The organism is Bradyrhizobium sp. USDA 4452 (assembly GCF_054063575.1).
The window spans coordinates 6,318,877-6,335,585 of the sequence record NZ_JBSSGK010000001.1 but is presented as its reverse complement, the minus strand read 5'-3'; the positions used below and the strand labels follow the sequence as shown (position 1 = coordinate 6,335,585).

Sequence of the window (16,709 nt, the reverse complement as noted above, 5' to 3'; positions counted from 1 at the left end):
CCGCGCAATCGAAGGCGCTAACCGCGGGCAGAGCTTTCGCAGCGCAAGGATCGGTCCACGGAACTCGGCCCGTCGCCGTAGCTCGAGCGATCCAAAGCTAACGTAATCGTCATCGCACGTCCGATTTTCCTGCGCGTGACTCTAACGTGCAGTTCACCGTCAGTGATGGTCAGATTAACCCAATCCGGGCGGTCTGTGGACAAGCATGCTCCCTGGCTGCGCCTGAACACCTTCAGAAGATCGCCGCAGCATGCACGGAAGACGAACCGGCTGAGTGGATCTTTGCCCGGGACGTCCTTCGTCTACGGATCTGCGTTCCGTCGACGATCTCACCCAGATGAAGCCCATTTTTCGCTGACGGGGACAATGCGGCCCGCGAATAACACTTGGGGCATCAGGGCCTAAAGGATCAGGTGCGCGCCAGTGAACTGGACCCGCGGCACATGACCAATTGAGCCGTTTGTTGCACTTACCGCTCCTGATCCTTATCTTCGCGCTGCCAGAGTCTCGGTCTGCTGCAGGTGCTGTGGCCATGTGGTCAACGCATCAGCGTTGCCCGCCACCGTGTCCACAGCCTTCGCTGGCCTGCATCCGTTCGCGCCAGACCGCCATCGGCATGCGACAGCCCTGCGCCTGATGAAGGCGACGATCGTTATAGAAGGCGATCCAGCTCGCGACCCCTGCCTTGAGCTCGCGGCAGCCGGCATAGCCTTTGATACAGATGTCCTCGTGCCGGAGCGACCGCCACAACCGCTCGCTGAAGACCTTATCTATCCAACGACCGCGGCCATCCATGGAGATCTTGCCCCTGCGTTCGCGCGCTCATGAGGGTTGGACTGATGAATTGGCTCGCTGATCGGTGTTGAAGATCTCCGGAGTGTCAGCACCTCGTCCAGAGCTGCTCCGCAGAACGAGACGTCGATCGTGATCGACAACCGCCACGCCAGAACCGCACAGCTCGCCCAGTCGATGATGGCGACGAGATAAAGAAAGCCACGACCGATGGGCAGATATGTGATGTCGGCAATCCATACCTGGTTTGGCCGTCGATCGTCATGTTGCACAAAGATAGGGATATGTCTTGTGGCCCAGCACCAGCCCCGTCACAGTGCCGCGATGCCCATCTTCCGCATCAACCGCTGCACGCTTGCGATTGACCTGAAGCCCCTCAACCTTCAGCATCGCGGTCAGTCGCCGCGAGCCCAGGAGCGGCCAGGCGGTGAACAGCCCGTCGAGACGCCGCATGAGGTAAGGTCGTTATCGTTGGCCGGCCGTGGCGGCCGGCAGCCCCCAGAGCGCGCTAGCCAAGCAACGTGCATTGCCGGCGAGTCGACAGCGCCATGTCGGCGCGATCGAGCACTGGCGTGCAGCTTCTCGATCTAGCGTTCGCAAACGTCCTGGCTCTCCCGCCCGACGCCCGCGTCAAGGGGTCAAAGGCCCGGACCGCCTGATCCAGCGGTTGCTGCTTCCAGGCGCAGATCTGGTTTGGGTGAGCCTCATAGCGCTGGGCCAGATCGGCCACCGTCGCCTGCTCCGCACCGCTTCCAGCGCGATCTTTGCTTCAGCAGCGCGTTCCGGCTCGTCTTTCATCACCGGTCGCACCTTTTTGAGCCCGGCAGAGCACTCTTCACGGAGATCGAGTACCGTGGTCGCCATGTAGCTGTTGGCGGGTGGCGTCCTTTGATGGAACTTGGCCGCCAGGAGCTGCTTTGGCAACAATTCTGCGCGCGGAGAAAAAGTGACAGTACTTCTCGATGCAAAGAGCGGCCAACAGATCGATCAGGCGGGCAACGAACTTCATAGTGTCACAAGCTCTTGGGCTGCCTCTTCAATCAAGATTAGCCGTCCTGGATCGCTCAGGTCGAATTCTACCACACGAGGCGCAAACAGGCGCGCATAGCGCGTGAATGCGCTCGTCGGGGGAAAGCGAATGGCAGTGTCGCACCTTGCAAGAAGATACATTTCGATAAGAGCGGAAAAGCCGCCTGCGGTTCCGAGCGCGCCGCTATGCAATGGTCCGGCATGAGGCGCCTGGAAACTCTTGGGAATCACGAAGACATCAGGAAATTTCGCCGAGATCTCTTCCAGGACGAGCGCACTGTCCGTGCAAAGGAACACCCTCGCAGGCTTTTTGTGTGGCAACGCTTTGGCCATTTCGACAGCATTACAGACCTGTCGCAGGGCCCGCTCCGGATCGGTCCAATACGGGGTATGCCCCATAATGTCCTCACCATTGCCATGTCGAACATGCACGCCGATCATGCTGTATGGCTCAAACTGCTCGCGGTAGATCGCATCAATCCGGGCCTGAATCTCAGATCGTGGTTTGATGGTCCGAAAGATTTCTCGTTCTGCTCCTTGATCGCAGCGCCACATCAGGCAGGCGTCACATACAACTGTATTAGCTTCACTATCCTGCTGACTTTGAAACAATTGGTCGAGCTCGTCACGTTCCTGGAAAATCTGCTCGTCTGGCCGATAGACGCAGTCGATCGATGGCTTGTTCCACCAAGCCGGGAAAAATGGTCCCGGAAACGAACATTGATTGATCTGGTCGTCGCAAATCACCCGCACACCCGCAATGTCTTGAATTGGTTCGAAGAACACGGGGAAGGCATTGATGAACGGTTGGTCGAGATAACAGGATCCCCGCCAATCGATCACCAGGGTCCGCTCGGTCCGCTGTGCAAAACGCCAGGCTGCCGCCAGCGACCACAGGCAGTCGCCAAATCCGGTACGCCGTCGGGAGACAACGAACCGATCGTTCTTCGAGCTGCCAAGCATCTGCACTACCTCATTCCGCGCTTCGGGTTGGGCTAGAGACGTCCTAAGCGACCCCAAACGCTTTGTCCTGTCCGAGGCCACGCTCGGCGATTGAGGCGCTGTCGATGTCCTTCGGTAGAATTTCATCGCAGTGTCTATCCCTGCTGTCGCCCGCACTCGTTCGCACCCGATCCGGTGACGAGAGCGTAAACGGATGTCCGGCGCGACCTAGCGCGTCTGAGGTGATCACGTGACACTGCTTCAATCGATTTTTTCCCGGCGCTGCACTTCATGTCAACGCAGCAAGCGACGCCGAAACAGCGCTGTCGACACGAAGAAGGGAAAGACGGCGTATAGACAAAGCGCCCCGATGTGCAGCGCAACGCCGCCGGCATCGTGCTCAAGCATTACTGGACGAATAAGGTCGACCGAATGCGCCAGCGGCAACAAGCCAGCCAAATTCTGTACCGAGCCGGGCAGTTGGCTGGTCGGGAAGACGACGCCACATAAAAACACCATCGGTGTGAGGAAGAGAGTCTGGTAGAAGACGAAATAGTCGTAGGTTGGAGCAAGAGATATGACGACCATGGCTAGGCTGGCGAAGACAACACCGGTAAGAGCAACGGTTGGAATCGCGTAAAAAATCGAAAGCCAAGATGCATAACCAAGCGTGGCGGCGACGATCCCGATCGTTGTTCCGGCCAGAACCGACTTGCTAGCCGCCCACACCAACTCACCGAGAACGATATCGCCAAGCGTAAGCTGTGTGGATAGAATGGCCTCCCAAGTGCGCTTTGCATCCATGCGCGCGAAAGCCGCATACATTGTTTCGAAGGTAGCGGAAGTCATAGCGCTGGTCGCAACCATGCCCGCCGCTAAAAATGCGATGTACGAAGTCCCCTCAACGCGCCCCACAATCAGTCCAAGGCCAAAGCCAAGGCCGAACAGATTAGTTATGGGATCTGCGAGATTGCCGAGAATAGCGGCAAGAGCGACCTTCCTCCACGCCAGGAAGTTCCGCCGCCACACCGCCATCCAGTTGTAAGCGTTCGCTGGCATCATCGTCGCATAACTTTCGGCCATCGCTCACTTCTCCATTTCGCGTCCGGTCAGGCGCAAAAATACGTCCTCGAGATTTGGCGGTCGCTGCAGAATGCGTAGACCCACACGGCCCCGCAGTTGCACACGGACCTGCTCCGGATATGGCGCATAGCAAAAGAGTGTCTCTCCACTCACCTCGACATGCCGTGCATAGGGCCTTACCAGGTTGCAAAGCTCATGTGGATCGCCGCCATAAACTTCAATTACGTTGCAACCAATATGCTCGTCGATCAGCGCGTCCGGTTTGCCTTCGGCGATCTTGCGTCCACTCTCGAGCACACACAAGCGGTCGCATAGGCGCTCGGCTTCTTCCATGAAGTGGGTTGTCAGCAGGATCGTCTTGCCACGCGCCAGCAGAACCCGCAGGCGCTCCCAGATCAGGTGGCGTGCGTGCGGATCCAGGCCAGTCGTCGGCTCGTCCATTACGAGCAGATGCGGGTCATTTATTAGCGCGCGTGCCAAGGTCAAACGCCGCTTCATGCCACCAGACAGTTCTGAGACCCGTGCGTCCGCCTTGGTTTCCAGCCGCGCGAACTCGAGCAGCGATGGTACGATGGCTTCGATCTTGCGGGCGCTCATTCCGAAATAGCGACCAAACACCAGCAGATTCTCGCGTACGGTAAACTCAAGCTCAAGGTTGTCGAACTGTGGTACGACACCGACCCGCATGCGTGCGACGCGAGCGCGCGCCGGTACAGGTTCATTGAGTACCATTATCTCGCCTGCGTCCGGCGAGATCATGCCGAGGAGCATACGGGCGATCGTGCTCTTGCCGGCTCCATTTGGCCCGAGTAAACCAAAGCACTCTCCGCGGGCAACCGAGAACGACAGTTCATCGACGATAATTCTGCCGCCAAATGACTTTCTGACGCCGGCGAGGTCGATTGCTACCGTGGACATGCTCATCTTAGGCCGACTGGAGCCGTTTAGCCGGCGGCTGTTTCCTTACGGCCGGCTTGGTCCAGAGCTGGCCATCACACCACACATGCTCCACGCGCCCCCATTGACAGGCCGCCGCGGCGTCGGGAAAGAACCCACGCCCGTTCAGGTTTGCGCTCGTGTTGCAGAGCAACGGAAGCCCCGTAAGGCGCTCGAATTCGATGAGAAGCTCAGCGACTTTGTGCGGAGAGCTGCGGGAGATTGTCTGTAGTCGCGCCGAGCCGTCCAGATGGATGACAGCGGGGATTTTGTCACACCATTCCGCCCTGGTCTGATGATCGAACAGCATGTAGGGGTCCGGCGTACCTGGGTTGAATATCTCTGGCGCGCGATCCTCCAAGCAGATCGGCGCCACCGGTCGGAAGTGCTCACGACACTTAATGTCGTTGAGGTGATCCTTCATCGCCGGTGACGTGGGAGCCGCCAGAATACTTCTGCCGCCCAACGCTCGCGGACCCAGCTCGGCGCGCCCGGACAGAAACACTACCGGCTTGTTGTCGGCGAGAATGGCGGCAAGCTCACGCAGACTGCACGGCTCGGCCTCCCATTCCGACAACCCCTCGGTGGCCCGCAGAGCCGGACCGCTGTAAACAGACCATTCCAACGGTCCAAACCCATTTCGCGCCGCCACCGCCGCGCAAGCAACACCTATTGCCGAGCCGCTGTCATTCGGGAAAGGCGGTACCCACACCTCATCGAACAGGCCCGTCGCGCGAAGCGCACTATTCCACTTGATGTTGAGACCGCACCCACCTGCCACACATAGATTTCGCGCGCCCGGAAGAGAGGAGTGCTGTAACAGAACCATCGCGATTTCCCGAACCAGAAGCCGTTCCAGGAAAATATGGAACGAGGCAAGGATATCCTCGGCTCGTCTGCCTGTAAGGCGCAATGCGCTTGCCTCGAAAAACTCGTGCGTAGCCGCAAGTAACGCTTCCGGATTGTGGATGTCCGCGCGGTAGCGACGAGCCTGCTCCGTGTCCGCGGCGAAGCGCTTCTCGTACAGTTCTTGAAAAATTGCGACAGCGTCTTCGTCGACAGAGCCAAGCGCGATATACGCCATCAGCTTGCCGGCGATGCCCAAATCCCAGCTGGTGCGGTTCGGCTGCCGGTAAGGCCCGAAGTGAAGGCCGGCGGCAGCATAGGCCTGACCAATCATGGGACACAAGGATCTCACAAGCCGCGCGCCGCGAGGTTCGACATAGTAAAGCCGGGGAAAGATGGAGCCGTCCCATACTAGACAGAACGCGGGCTTTCCGGTGCTGGCAAAGGGGCTGGTGCTATAGGCTGATGCAACGTGGCCCGTGACGTGCGGGTAACTTTTATAGGGAAAGACCTTGTCGCCCAGGATCAGGCCAAAGCCTTCGACGGAATCAAGAAGGCCCTCAGCATGACGCTCGACATATGGTCCTCCTTTCAGCGTGATCGGCACCGCCCCACTAATGACCTGGAACCGCGACTCGATCTCTCCATCCCAGCCATCGATGACGAACTGATCAATATCTCGCGGATCAAATCCATGCTCCGCCAACGCACGCACGACTTCATCGAGGTTATCGATGGACTGATAGCGCGGGTTGTTGCTGCGCTTTTCCTGCTCGGTGCAAAAAACGAGCCGCCCGTCCTCGACGAGAGCAATTGCGCCGTCATGTGTTAATTTGATGCCGCAGATGCGCATACGACCCCCTGATCTAATGACCGACGATTGAGTGTTTTAACGGCTGCCCCGACTTCCGGAACAGGACGAGCAAGCAATCTTCATTGACTGACGTGGTTTGGCAGTGCAGGCGCTCCACCTCCGACAAGCTCTCCTTGAAGAGAGAGATCACCGTCTCGGCACCAGCGGCATGACCCCAGTGTCGACAGGTGGCATCACGCGCGGACCCGAACACCAGAGCGCCGTCTGGGGCAAGCATGCTCACCAGATTGCGGACCGCCGCGTGCATCTCGGAAACGTCATTGAGATAGTAGAGAACCTCGGCGACGACGATCAGATCGAACTTCTCTTTGGTCGAAAATTGCTGAATATTGCAGGTTATCCAGTTTATATGTGACCAATGCCCGGTCCGCAGGCGCGCTCGTTCAATCGCCTGCGGCATGATATCGACTACCGTTAGGCGCTGGCAACGCAGTGCAAGCATTTCCGTGAATACCCCGGCTGCGCATCCAACTTCGAGGGCATGCTCGACATCTCCATTGCAAGACGACATCCGGAGCATTTGCGCGTACCGTTCCTGCTCGAATGCACTGCTGTCGAGATGCCATGGATCATCCACAGCGAGCTCGCGTTCCAGCAATTGATGGTTCTTGTACACAGTCATGCGCCGATCCACCTACTTATAACGCGCCCGATCGTTTCCGACCGCAGATGCTCTCCGGCACCGCCAAGCGCGACGGACCGTGAGGAACCGCCGGCTTCGGAATTGTGCCAGACACGCTCCCTGCAGCCACAGGACCTGCTGCACTGTTTGGCACCGACATGACCGCCTGCTCATCTCCTTCAGTTGCCGCGCTCACGATTGTGCGCGACAGCCAATCGCTATTGCTCAATGTACAGAGGGCATACGCTTTGAGTGGCAGTAAAAGAAAAATGTTTATCGGTGTGTGGAGCGAGAAGCCGAGAAATCGCAATTCCCCCGCCCGAAGTGCAGCTACACTGCACCGGACCATCGTCATCGCCACAATTGTCAAGCCCGTCAACCAGGGTACAGATCCGTCGACTGCAAGCTCTGCAAGCGCAGCCAGTGCCGAAAGGGCGAGTAGCAGTGGGCCGAGATTCTGCCCGACAACGTCCAGTGTGAGGTAGCCATCGAGTTCCGGCAGCAGACGCAATGCGAGAAACGTATCGCGAAAGGTGCTCCGCGCCCAGCGCAGCTGCTGACGCAGGTATGGCCCGAGAGCGTCGGGGACAAGTGTTGCCGCGATCGCGTCCGGAACATACTCGGTTCGAAACCCCGCCTTGAGCATGAGGATCGTCAAATGGCGATCTTCGCCAAAGTCACTCGGCTTGCCGCGAAAGAATTGCGTTTCGTACTGATCAAGCAGCAGGGAAAGAGCGGAGCGACGATACATCGCACATGGACCGCAGCAGCACATGACCGCACCGAAGCGAGCTTGCGCCGCGCGCTCTTCGTTGCACGCCAACCAGTATTCCATGTCGATCAGACTGGTCAGCCATGTGTCGTTGCGATTGCTCGCTACCAACTGGCCCATCGCGGCACCAATGTCGGGGTCCCGCATCTTCGCCGCAAGCTTAGTGACCACGTCAGCGGCCAGTATCGTATCCGAATCGACGTTAAGCACCAAGTCACCGGACGAGCCGCGTATTGCGGCGATCTGCGCTTTGCGCTTGCCAACGTTCCTGGCAAGCAAGATGATGCTGAAGCGCGCATCGTTGGCATAGATCTTATGTACAGGCCCCACAACGTCGCGATTTGCCGAGCCATCGTCGACCACATAGACCCGCAGCTCTCCTTTGTAGTCTTGCCTGGCGAGCGACTCCAAACACTGGGCGAGCGTGTCCGGCTTCTCGTTGAAGCAAGGCACGATAATATCCACACTTGGCAGAGCCAGCTCGGGTTGTCCCAGATCGTTGCGCAACGATGGGGCATTCCCCCGCCGCGCATACAGCGCCTGCATGCTTTTGTAGATGGTCGAGAGCAGCGCGTAAGACGAAACCGCGACGGCGCTGGTTGTAGCGAGCAGGTCCATAGGGTGCCAGTTGTTGTTCAGTGAAGCTGAGGGAGCGGGCGAATCACGAAGCCGCGGTGTTGTAGTGCTGGGACCAGGTAAGAGAGCGCTCTGACCGTCTGATCTCGCCGAGTTGCATCAGCCCACGGCCCGTCCTCATCGGGAGGATATCCATCGTGCAGGAGAACAATTGAACCCGGCCGAACGGCTCCGAGCACCGAGGTCACAATTCTGTTCACCCCGGGCTGGGACCAATCCCTCGGATCGACCGACCAGTGCACAGCCGTAAGGCCAGCCTGTGCCGACGTAGCCAGCACCTCTTCGGTCCATTTACCGTAGGGGGCCCGCATGTGCCTGGGCGCGGCCTGCGGACACGCCGAACGAATCGCGTCGCTGGCCATTAGCAGCTCACCGCGCACCTCCGCCGACCCACATCTGGACAGATCCGGATGCGTCATCGTGTGGTTCGCTACCTCATGGCCTTGCGCGACCATCCGTCGAATGAGCTCCGGCTGCTCGACCGCGTAGGTACCGATCACAAAGAACGTCGCTGGCACCCGATGTTGCGTCAACACATCGAGAACCTCTGGCGTGCAGAATGGATTTGGCCCATCGTCAAACGTCAAATAGACAGGGAAGCTTCCGCTCACATCAGCGTAGTCGCAAGGGACGGCAGACACGGGGAGACGTTCTTTCACAGCTCGGGCCCGTTGCGATCGATCATTGCGCCGGCGGGCCACTCGCTCATCGCGCTCTGAACCGGGAACACCACCACGATCACCTCTTCGATGCGGATCGGCGACAAATTGGGATAGACATCCGGAAGCGTTGATCGGACGCGAAGGCCTGACATCAGCGTCGCGAGGCCCTGTCTTTGCACCAGTCGGGTAAGATGCTTCTCAAGCGCGGGCCGGACCGTCCCGAAGCCGAACGGGACTCTAAGTTCGTGCAATATGGGATACATCACCCGCAGTGCCTGGCTGATCCCCAGTCCCTCGAGATCCGGCCGCACGGCATACAGTCCCAGTTCGGCCACGAGTAGATCGACTGCACCAATCTTGATGAAGCGGCGCAGTAGACCGACGTGAGCAGCCACGCCATGGACGTCCCGACCAATCACGCGCACCTCAGGCCTAGCGCCGGCCCAACTTCTGTTGCCTTCAAATGGCTGCGCATTGAAAGCGCCGGTCGGCCCGTAACTCTTGCGAAAAAATTCGGCGAGCTCGGCATGCTCAGTGAGCCGCAGCTCGTTTTCCCAGCGAATGCTCCAATGAATTTGGGTGCGTGTAGAAGGCGCTTCCGCGGTCCGAGATGCGACAATGTTCATGGCGGGCTTTCCTACGCGAGGCATTTCAAGAGCGGGGTCAGTCACGCAACCTCACTCACCGGACGCAGATCGATCGAGAAATGCGCCGTCGCGTTGTGGTGGATGCCCGTTCTCCTTTGCGCGCCGGCGCCGTAGCAGATCGCTTGGGGTCGCGCCTCTGTGTGCGATCAGTTGATCGCTCCGTTGAGGCTTGTCATTCCGATCGAATGCTGTGCGGAAGGCGTACGGACGGGGCGATCTAAACGTGCAGATGTTATCTGCACCAGGGCGCCCTTCTGCCTCGTCTGTGGCGACCATCGGGGCTTTGCCGCAAGTGACCGGGCCTTCGACGCGGACCACCTTGTTGAAGGAGCGTCCCCATGACACCTGATCAACGTGGTATTTCTCATGCATCTTCGACACGCCCTGAATGCAATCGACAGTCGAGCGAATGGACTGTCGCCAGAAGTGCTTGGCATCGGCAATTTGCGCCGGCCTCTCTGTCGCGACACTAGGGCGATGCGGATCCGGCCCTCAAGTGTACGCGGGTAAATCGCCGATATGGAAAGGGTTGGAATGCACATACGAAGGTTTACCCAGCGCTTCGCGTTACAACGAATGCGCGGGTTGCGCCGGTCACGACCGACGCCACTCGTGCGCCTTGGTCTTGAATAGCCGACCCAAGAGGCCGACAGCAGCCGCTCGCGTTCAAGAGGTTGTCCAGAGCCCGCGCACGACCAACAGCCATTGTGGTGTTCAGTCCTTTTCCAAACTGATGTTTGCTATCCAACATCCCCCAGTTTGGTAAAATCGATTGTTTCGATAGAATGCATCCAGACGATGGATAGACTCAAAAGATGCGATTCAAAGGACTTGATCTAAACCTACTCGTTGCGCTCGATGCTCTGATGACCGAACGCAACCTCACAGCAGCGGCGCGCAAAATTAACCTGAGCCAGCCCGCTATGAGCGCGGCAATCGCGCGGCTTCGCACCTACTTCGGCGATGAACTTTTCACGATGCGCGGTCGAGAGCTCGTGCCGACACCGGGCGCGGAAGCGCTCGCGGGTCCCGTTCGCGAGGCCCTCTTGCACATTCAAATTTCGATTATTTCACGAGATTCGTTCGACCCTGCTCAGTCCAGCCGTCGCTTCAGGGTCATTCTATCCGATTTCATGACAATCGTCTTTTTTCGGCAAATTATGGACCGCATCGCACAGGAAGCCCCGGCTGTGCGCTTTGAATTGCTGCCTTTTTCGGATGAGCCAGACGAGTTGCTCCGCCGGGGCGAGGTCGACTTTCTCATTCTGCCGGAATTATTTATGTCGAGCGCTCATCCCAAGGCGATGCTGTTCGACGAGACTCTCGTATGCGTGGGATGCCGCACGAACAAGCAGCTGTCACGCCAGCTGACGTTCGAAAAATACCTTTCGATGGGTCACGTTACGGCCAAATTCGGACGGGCCCTGAGACCCAACCTGGAAGAATGGTTTTTGCTTGAACACGGCCTGAAGAGACGGATCGAGGTGGTTGTGCAAGGCTTTAGCCTTATTCCACCCATAATATTGGACACCCGCCGTATCGGCACGATGCCTTTGCGACTCGCCAGGCACTTCGAAAAACGTATGCCCGTGCGGATTGTCGAACCACCCTTGCCTCTGCCTACATTCACCGAAGCATTGCAATGGCCTGCGTTTCACAACACCGACCCAGCGAGTGTTTGGATGAGACGGATATTGTTGGAAGAGGCGTCCAACCTCGCATCTGGGCATCTCGAGACATCTACTCGCAGGCGATGTTAAGTTTAGCATAAGGCGATTCCGGCCGATTCTCGGGTACGGCGGCACACATTGATTCTCTGCCGACGCTTTCCATTTCTCGACGCGCGATGTTGCAGGCGTCTGACGTTAAATGACGACCCGCTAAGAGGGCTTGGCAGGCCGTGCGCGTAATAATGTTCCGGTTGAGGTTGGGATACCCGCGATACTGGTCGACGGAGGTCCAGCATTAGGCGGGTACATACGCCTTGTTGGGAAGCAAATGTCCGGCACGTCAATTATTCGCTTGAATCCCACGCTGCGTGAGGTTGTAGGCTGCACGCCTTGGCTGACGCTGCGGTAAGCGGCGGTCGACCGGGCGCACAGCCGAACTCACGGCTTTGGCGGAACACCTGGACTGGTGCCAATAGTTAACGACCGGGTCTTGTTACGGGGCACGCAGGAGCGGCGAGCCTATTAGCTTCGGGCTTGTAACGGTTTCCGGCCTCTGATGTCCGCCAACGGCCGAACTGTCCATCGTTGCGATGATTGCGCGGCCTTCCTCTCGCGATCGCAAGGTGGGACGAAACTGATTCGGACAAGCCGGTGAGACCGCCTCAGACGTAGCCGCGGCCGGTCGTTTGTACACCGCAAGCACGTTTGCGCCGGACAAGAAGATATGCGTTTCAAAGGACTCGATCTAAACCTTCTCGTCGCGCTCGATGCTCTAATGACCGAGCGCAGCCTGACTACAGCAGCACGTAAGATCAAACTTAGCCAGCCCGCTATGAGTGCAGCGGTCGCCCGACTTCGCTCCTATTTTGGTGACGAGTTGTTTGCAATGAGAGGACGGGCACTTGTCCTGACCCCACGTGCAGAGGCACTCGCCGCTCCGGTTCGTGAGGCGCTGCTGCACATTCAGCACTCGATTATCGCGCGGGAGGCCTTCGACCCCGGTCGGTCGAACCGGCGGTTCAGGATCTGCCTGTCAGATTTCATAACCGTCGTATTCTTCCGCCACGTCGTGGAGCGCGTCGCACGAGAAGCCCCCAATGTCGGATTCGAGTTGGTGACGCTCACCGACGAGCACGACAAGCTACTTCGGCGCGGCGAGGTCGATTTCGTCATCCTGCCGGAACTATTCATGTCCGGCACGCACCCCAGAGCGGCCTTGTTCGAGGAGAGCCTCGTTTGCGTGGGCTGCCACACAAATAGTCACCTACTGAGGCGGTTGACATTTGATCGGTATATGTCGATGGGCCACGTTGCAGTCAAGCTCGGAGGCACGAGCTTCGTCGAGGATTCCTTGTTACTCGATCTCGGCCTCAATCGGCGCATCGACATTCTTGTACAGAGCTTCAGCATGATCCCACCCCTGCTGGTGGGCACAGGCCGCATAGGGACCATTCCACTACGGCTCGCGAAGCATTTTCAAAGAACCGCACCGCTTCGGATTGCCACGCTTCCGCAGCCATTCCCCACCTTCACCGAGGCAGTCCAATGGCCAGTCTTGAACAACAGCGATCCAGAATGCATCTGGCTGAGAGAGATATTGCTGCAGGAGGCCGCTCGCATAACTGCGCATGAAGAGGCACTCAACATTAGCAATCCGGAGCAACCAAACGATGCCGGCGGCTTCGCGCGATCGGACTCGCCGTTAGCGTAAGGACTTTAGCAAAGGTGAACGAACCCGGCCACCGGACCGTGTCCCAGCGCGTGCAAATTTGGATCGCCTCGCTCGAACTCGTTGTCTCTCGCTAAAGCTCCTTATAGCTGGCGAACGTCACAAGCGTGCCCCGCCGTCTTTCCCGCACCGGCGACCGGCTCGAAATAAAGCGGTTGCTCGAGCACTGGCCCGGCTTTGAGAGACAGAGAGGTCGCTACGTGCTCGCGCCAAGCTACGCTGGCGCATTGCAAGCCCGGCTTCGCGGCCGCGCCGCTCACGAGACGCCAGAATCGGCTCGGCGGCTAATCGCATCAACACGGCGAATCGGTCGCGGCGCTCGCAATGAGCAGGGCAGTTCGGCATCGGCCGAGACCCAGCACCCCGACAGCGAATGCCGTGCCGATTGATTGTGCACATGAATATTGAACTAGCTCCGTCCAAGCAAGGCATCGCACGTGCGTGTTGCTCTGTCGCATCACCCTAGAGCCCATCGCATCTTCGTCTCTCTGCGCCGCGGGTCTGACTTCTTTTGGCCCAACCTCGGCCCAACGTCTTGACGAGGTGCGCTATGCCGACGCAATGACGAACAAGGAGCCGTACGTTGGAGCAACACAGTGGAGTATTCGATCCCGAAGAGCTTTCTTTCTTAGGAAGCCTTTTTGACAGGACAGTCTTCGCGCTACCGCCATCAATGCGAACTCCGGACAATCGAACGGCGATCGCGAAACTTATTCTGGAGCGTACAGCGGCCGGCGATACCCAGCTGGCATGCTTAACGAACCTGTTGATCACCCTTTCCCCTCAGGGTTGATCGCGCGCCGTTCTAGGGATAGTCACCACTCCTGCGCTGGAATGGAAGACGATCCAGCTAGAGCTTTGAAATGGCTTGAATCCAACGTGACGTCAGGTTGTAGGCTTTGAAATTGAACAACATGAGCAAAGCTACACCAAGACGGCGTCGATGGCGCATTGGCGAACTTGCGGAAGCGACCGGAGTGACGGTACGCACGCTGCATCATTATGAACACACCGGCCTGTTAGCCGCTTCAGAGCGCACGGACGGCGGCCATCGTATGTACGACCGCGAAAGCGTCCAGCGGGTTCACCAGATCCGGGCGTTACGTGAGCTTGGCTTCTCCCTTTACGAGATCCGTAAAGCCATGGAGGGAACGACTTCGCTGATCGACCTATTGCGCAAACATTTGGAGCGTATTGAGCTTCAAGTTGCTCGAGCAACGCTGTTGCGAGATCGATTGCGCAACATGACGACCGACAGTGACGTTCAGGTTAGCGTGGATGAGCTACCTGCCACCTTGGACGCCATGTCGCGCGTTGAGACACGGAGCCAAACATCCCGATGCACATGCAAGTTGGCTGCAGAACGCGAGGAGCGATGGCGACGCATTCGGGACGACCTGCGCGATTGTATGGATAGAGGCGAACATCCTTGCGGCGAGCGCGCGAAAGCCGTCGCGATTGCCGCGCGCCTACTGATCGGCGAAATCGCTGGAGCGGATTCTCGGGTTTCGACGATCCTGAAGGTCCTCGCACGCCTAAGTGCCCCACGCAGTTTGGCTGGTTGGGATCCCTGCCTCATGCAATATCTCGATCTTGCCCTCACCGGCCTGGAGGACCAGCCATACTGAGATCAGAATGCGGCTTCGGACGGTTGACCAGTCCGCTTGGCCGGCTCGATCGCCATGGCGGTTCGGCGTGATCCGCGGGCTTTGATGCCCGACGGCAGCTTTCCCAATCACCGGTCAGATTTTGTGGAAGGCTCTCGGCAATCCGCTGCTTTCTCTCCGAAGCTCCCGTTCAAGGGGTCTTGAATCGCACGTAACGTCAAATTGTAGGCTCCGCCATGGTCGTCGCCCGAGCTGGCGCATGCTTCGCTTGGCGATCCTTCGATCTGCGGGCCCGTGCTGGTCGCAGACAGTTTGGCTTAGATCGAGGTGAGCACTAGGAGTTCTGCAGTGTTGAATAGGCGTTACACTCCAGCTGCAAGTGCAGCCTTCCTCTTCTGTGCCCTCGCCTCGACTGCGTGGGCTTCGGACGTTCATATTGCCGTGGCTGGCCCAATGAGCGGAAGCAGCGCGGCGTTCGGCGCGCAGATGCGCAACGGCGCCGCTGCGGCTGTCGAGGCATTGAACGCCTCGGGGTTCCTTCCCAACACCAAGGTGCTACTGAGTGTCGCTGACGACGCCTGCGACCCAAGGCAAGCGGTCGCCGTTGCAAATAAGCTCACAATGGCTCAGGTGCGTCTGGTCGTCGGCCATTTTTGCTCGTCCTCGTCCATCCCAGCCTCCGACGTCTATGCCGAAGCAGGTATCATCCAAGTGTCACCTGGCTCGACAAATCCTCAGCTAACAGAACGCGGCATCCCGACCGTATTTCGGATCTGCGGCCGCGACGACCAGCAGGGTGCCGTTGCGGCTGAGTACATTCACCGAAACTACCATAACGACAAGATCGCAGTACTCGACGACAAGAGCACCGCCGGCAAGGGTATTGCCGATGCGGTGGAAGCACAGCTTCAGAGATTCGGCAAACGCGTCACTCGGCAGAGCTATATCGCCGGTGAAAAGGATTATACGGCGCTGATCTCTAGATTGAAGAAGGACGGGGTACGCCTCGCCTATATCGGCGGTTATCACACCGAGATTGGGCTAATCATCCGTCAGGCATCAGAGGCAGAGGCCGGCCTTACCGTCATGGCCAACGACCCGTTGATGACCTCCGAATTCTGGGGCATCACCAGCAGCGCGGGAAACGGTACGCTCTTTACCTTCATGCCCGACGTGGCGACGAATGCCAATGCGGCCGACGCCGTGGCCAATCTCAAGGCTTCCCAACTGTCGTCCGAAGGCTACACACTTTACGCCTATGCCGCAGTGCAGGCGTGGGCAGAGGCGGTGAAGCGGGCTGGTTCCCTCAATGCTGCGCGGGTCGCAACCGAACTCCGTTCACTTCCGATCGAGACTGTCGTTGGTCCGGTCAGGTTCGATACCAAGGGAGACAATGCAGCCCCAGGCTTTGTAGTTTACCGCTGGCTTGACGGGCGTGTTGAAGCGCTGGACCAGAATTGATCGACGCGATCACAGCCTTTCTCCCTCAACCTAGCTACCGACACAGATGATGAAACGACATCAAGACCTTGCTGCCGTTATACTCGCGAGCTCTCTTGTGCTCGCGGCTTTCGGAGCGCTTATCGCCCTCGCTGCAGCGCTTGCAGAATTACCAGACGTCGACGTAGAGGAGGAGCTACGTCCGATGTTAGACAAATAGCATCCCGATGAAGGCCAGTTCTTGCGACGCTTCACTGCCAAACATCCGCAACAGTCTGATTGGCAATGCTACGCAGGTCCGGCCGTTGCCGCTCATGCGACAGCAGCTATGACGGCCAAACCATCGGGGCAATCTCTCTGTCGACCACGCTTGCTGACAAATGCAACTGTACTTCGCAACTTCCGGCGACCTCACATTGCGC

Annotated in this window: 15 protein-coding genes; 4 read left to right on the top strand and 11 right to left on the bottom strand. The window is 58.4% G+C overall.

From position 1 onward, the window contains the following. Positions 1–546: 546 nt before the first annotated feature. The 11 genes from ACVISU_RS29765 to ACVISU_RS29715 all read right to left on the bottom strand — a co-directional run bounded on the left by ACVISU_RS29765 (position 547) and on the right by ACVISU_RS29715 (position 9,820). On the bottom strand, positions 547–795 hold the full coding sequence (locus ACVISU_RS29765) for an integrase core domain-containing protein (RefSeq protein ID WP_456709300.1): 249 nt from the start codon (positions 793–795) through the stop codon (positions 547–549). Next, positions 771–1,064 carry a DDE-type integrase/transposase/recombinase gene (locus tag ACVISU_RS29760; RefSeq protein WP_456709299.1) on the bottom strand — a complete coding sequence of 98 codons (294 nt, stop codon included), beginning with the start codon at positions 1,062–1,064 and terminating at the stop codon, positions 771–773. The genes ACVISU_RS29765 and ACVISU_RS29760 overlap by 25 nt, the downstream gene beginning before the upstream one ends. Next, positions 1,054–1,245, bottom strand: a complete 192-nt coding sequence (locus ACVISU_RS29755; RefSeq protein ID WP_456709298.1) for a hypothetical protein — start codon at positions 1,243–1,245, stop codon at positions 1,054–1,056. The genes ACVISU_RS29760 and ACVISU_RS29755 overlap by 11 nt, the downstream gene beginning before the upstream one ends. Before the next feature lie 552 nt (positions 1,246–1,797). After that, positions 1,798–2,910 (bottom strand): nodulation protein NodZ, encoded by a 1,113-nt coding sequence (locus ACVISU_RS29750; protein ID WP_456709297.1) that lies wholly within the window; start codon positions 2,908–2,910, stop codon positions 1,798–1,800. Positions 2,911–3,057: 147 nt separating this feature from the next. Then, on the bottom strand, positions 3,058–3,846 hold the full coding sequence (locus tag ACVISU_RS29745; protein WP_456709296.1) for an ABC transporter permease: 789 nt from the start codon (positions 3,844–3,846) through the stop codon (positions 3,058–3,060). A gap of 3 nt (positions 3,847–3,849) precedes the next feature. Next, entirely contained in the window at positions 3,850–4,770 is a 921-nt protein-coding gene (gene nodI / locus ACVISU_RS29740) for a nodulation factor ABC transporter ATP-binding protein NodI (protein WP_456709295.1), read from the bottom strand. A 1-nt stretch (position 4,771) separates the two neighbouring features. Further along, positions 4,772–6,481, bottom strand: coding sequence for a nodulation protein NodU (gene nodU, locus ACVISU_RS29735; protein WP_456709294.1), 1,710 nt, complete (start codon positions 6,479–6,481; stop codon positions 4,772–4,774). A gap of 13 nt (positions 6,482–6,494) precedes the next feature. Beyond that, positions 6,495–7,124: a nodulation methyltransferase NodS gene (nodS, locus tag ACVISU_RS29730; RefSeq protein ID WP_456709293.1), complete on the bottom strand. Its 630-nt coding sequence runs from the start codon at positions 7,122–7,124 to the stop codon at positions 6,495–6,497. A 16-nt stretch (positions 7,125–7,140) separates the two neighbouring features. Continuing rightward, entirely contained in the window at positions 7,141–8,514 is a 1,374-nt protein-coding gene (nodC, locus tag ACVISU_RS29725; protein WP_456709292.1) for a chitooligosaccharide synthase NodC, read from the bottom strand. Between the two features lie 17 nt (positions 8,515–8,531). Beyond that, positions 8,532–9,173: a chitooligosaccharide deacetylase NodB gene (gene nodB, locus ACVISU_RS29720; protein ID WP_456709291.1), complete on the bottom strand. Its 642-nt coding sequence runs from the start codon at positions 9,171–9,173 to the stop codon at positions 8,532–8,534. Positions 9,174–9,187: 14 nt separating this feature from the next. Beyond that, entirely contained in the window at positions 9,188–9,820 is a 633-nt protein-coding gene (locus ACVISU_RS29715; RefSeq protein ID WP_456709290.1) for a NodA family N-acyltransferase, read from the bottom strand. A gap of 836 nt (positions 9,821–10,656) precedes the next feature. Here ACVISU_RS29715 and nodD1 point away from each other — a divergent pair. The 4 genes from nodD1 to ACVISU_RS29695 all read left to right on the top strand — a co-directional run bounded on the left by nodD1 (position 10,657) and on the right by ACVISU_RS29695 (position 16,308). After that, the gene (gene nodD1 / locus ACVISU_RS29710; protein WP_076829387.1) at positions 10,657–11,601 is read left to right on the top strand and encodes a transcriptional regulator NodD1; all 945 of its coding nucleotides are present in this window, start codon (positions 10,657–10,659) and stop codon (positions 11,599–11,601) included. A gap of 634 nt (positions 11,602–12,235) precedes the next feature. Beyond that, positions 12,236–13,222 carry a LysR family transcriptional regulator gene (locus tag ACVISU_RS29705; RefSeq protein ID WP_456709289.1) on the top strand — a complete coding sequence of 329 codons (987 nt, stop codon included), beginning with the start codon at positions 12,236–12,238 and terminating at the stop codon, positions 13,220–13,222. A 932-nt stretch (positions 13,223–14,154) separates the two neighbouring features. Then, positions 14,155–14,868, top strand: coding sequence for a MerR family transcriptional regulator (locus ACVISU_RS29700; RefSeq protein WP_194295372.1), 714 nt, complete (start codon positions 14,155–14,157; stop codon positions 14,866–14,868). Between the two features lie 432 nt (positions 14,869–15,300). Beyond that, positions 15,301–16,308, top strand: coding sequence for a branched-chain amino acid ABC transporter substrate-binding protein (locus tag ACVISU_RS29695; protein WP_456709288.1), 1,008 nt, complete (start codon positions 15,301–15,303; stop codon positions 16,306–16,308). Positions 16,309–16,709: the final 401 nt, after the last annotated feature.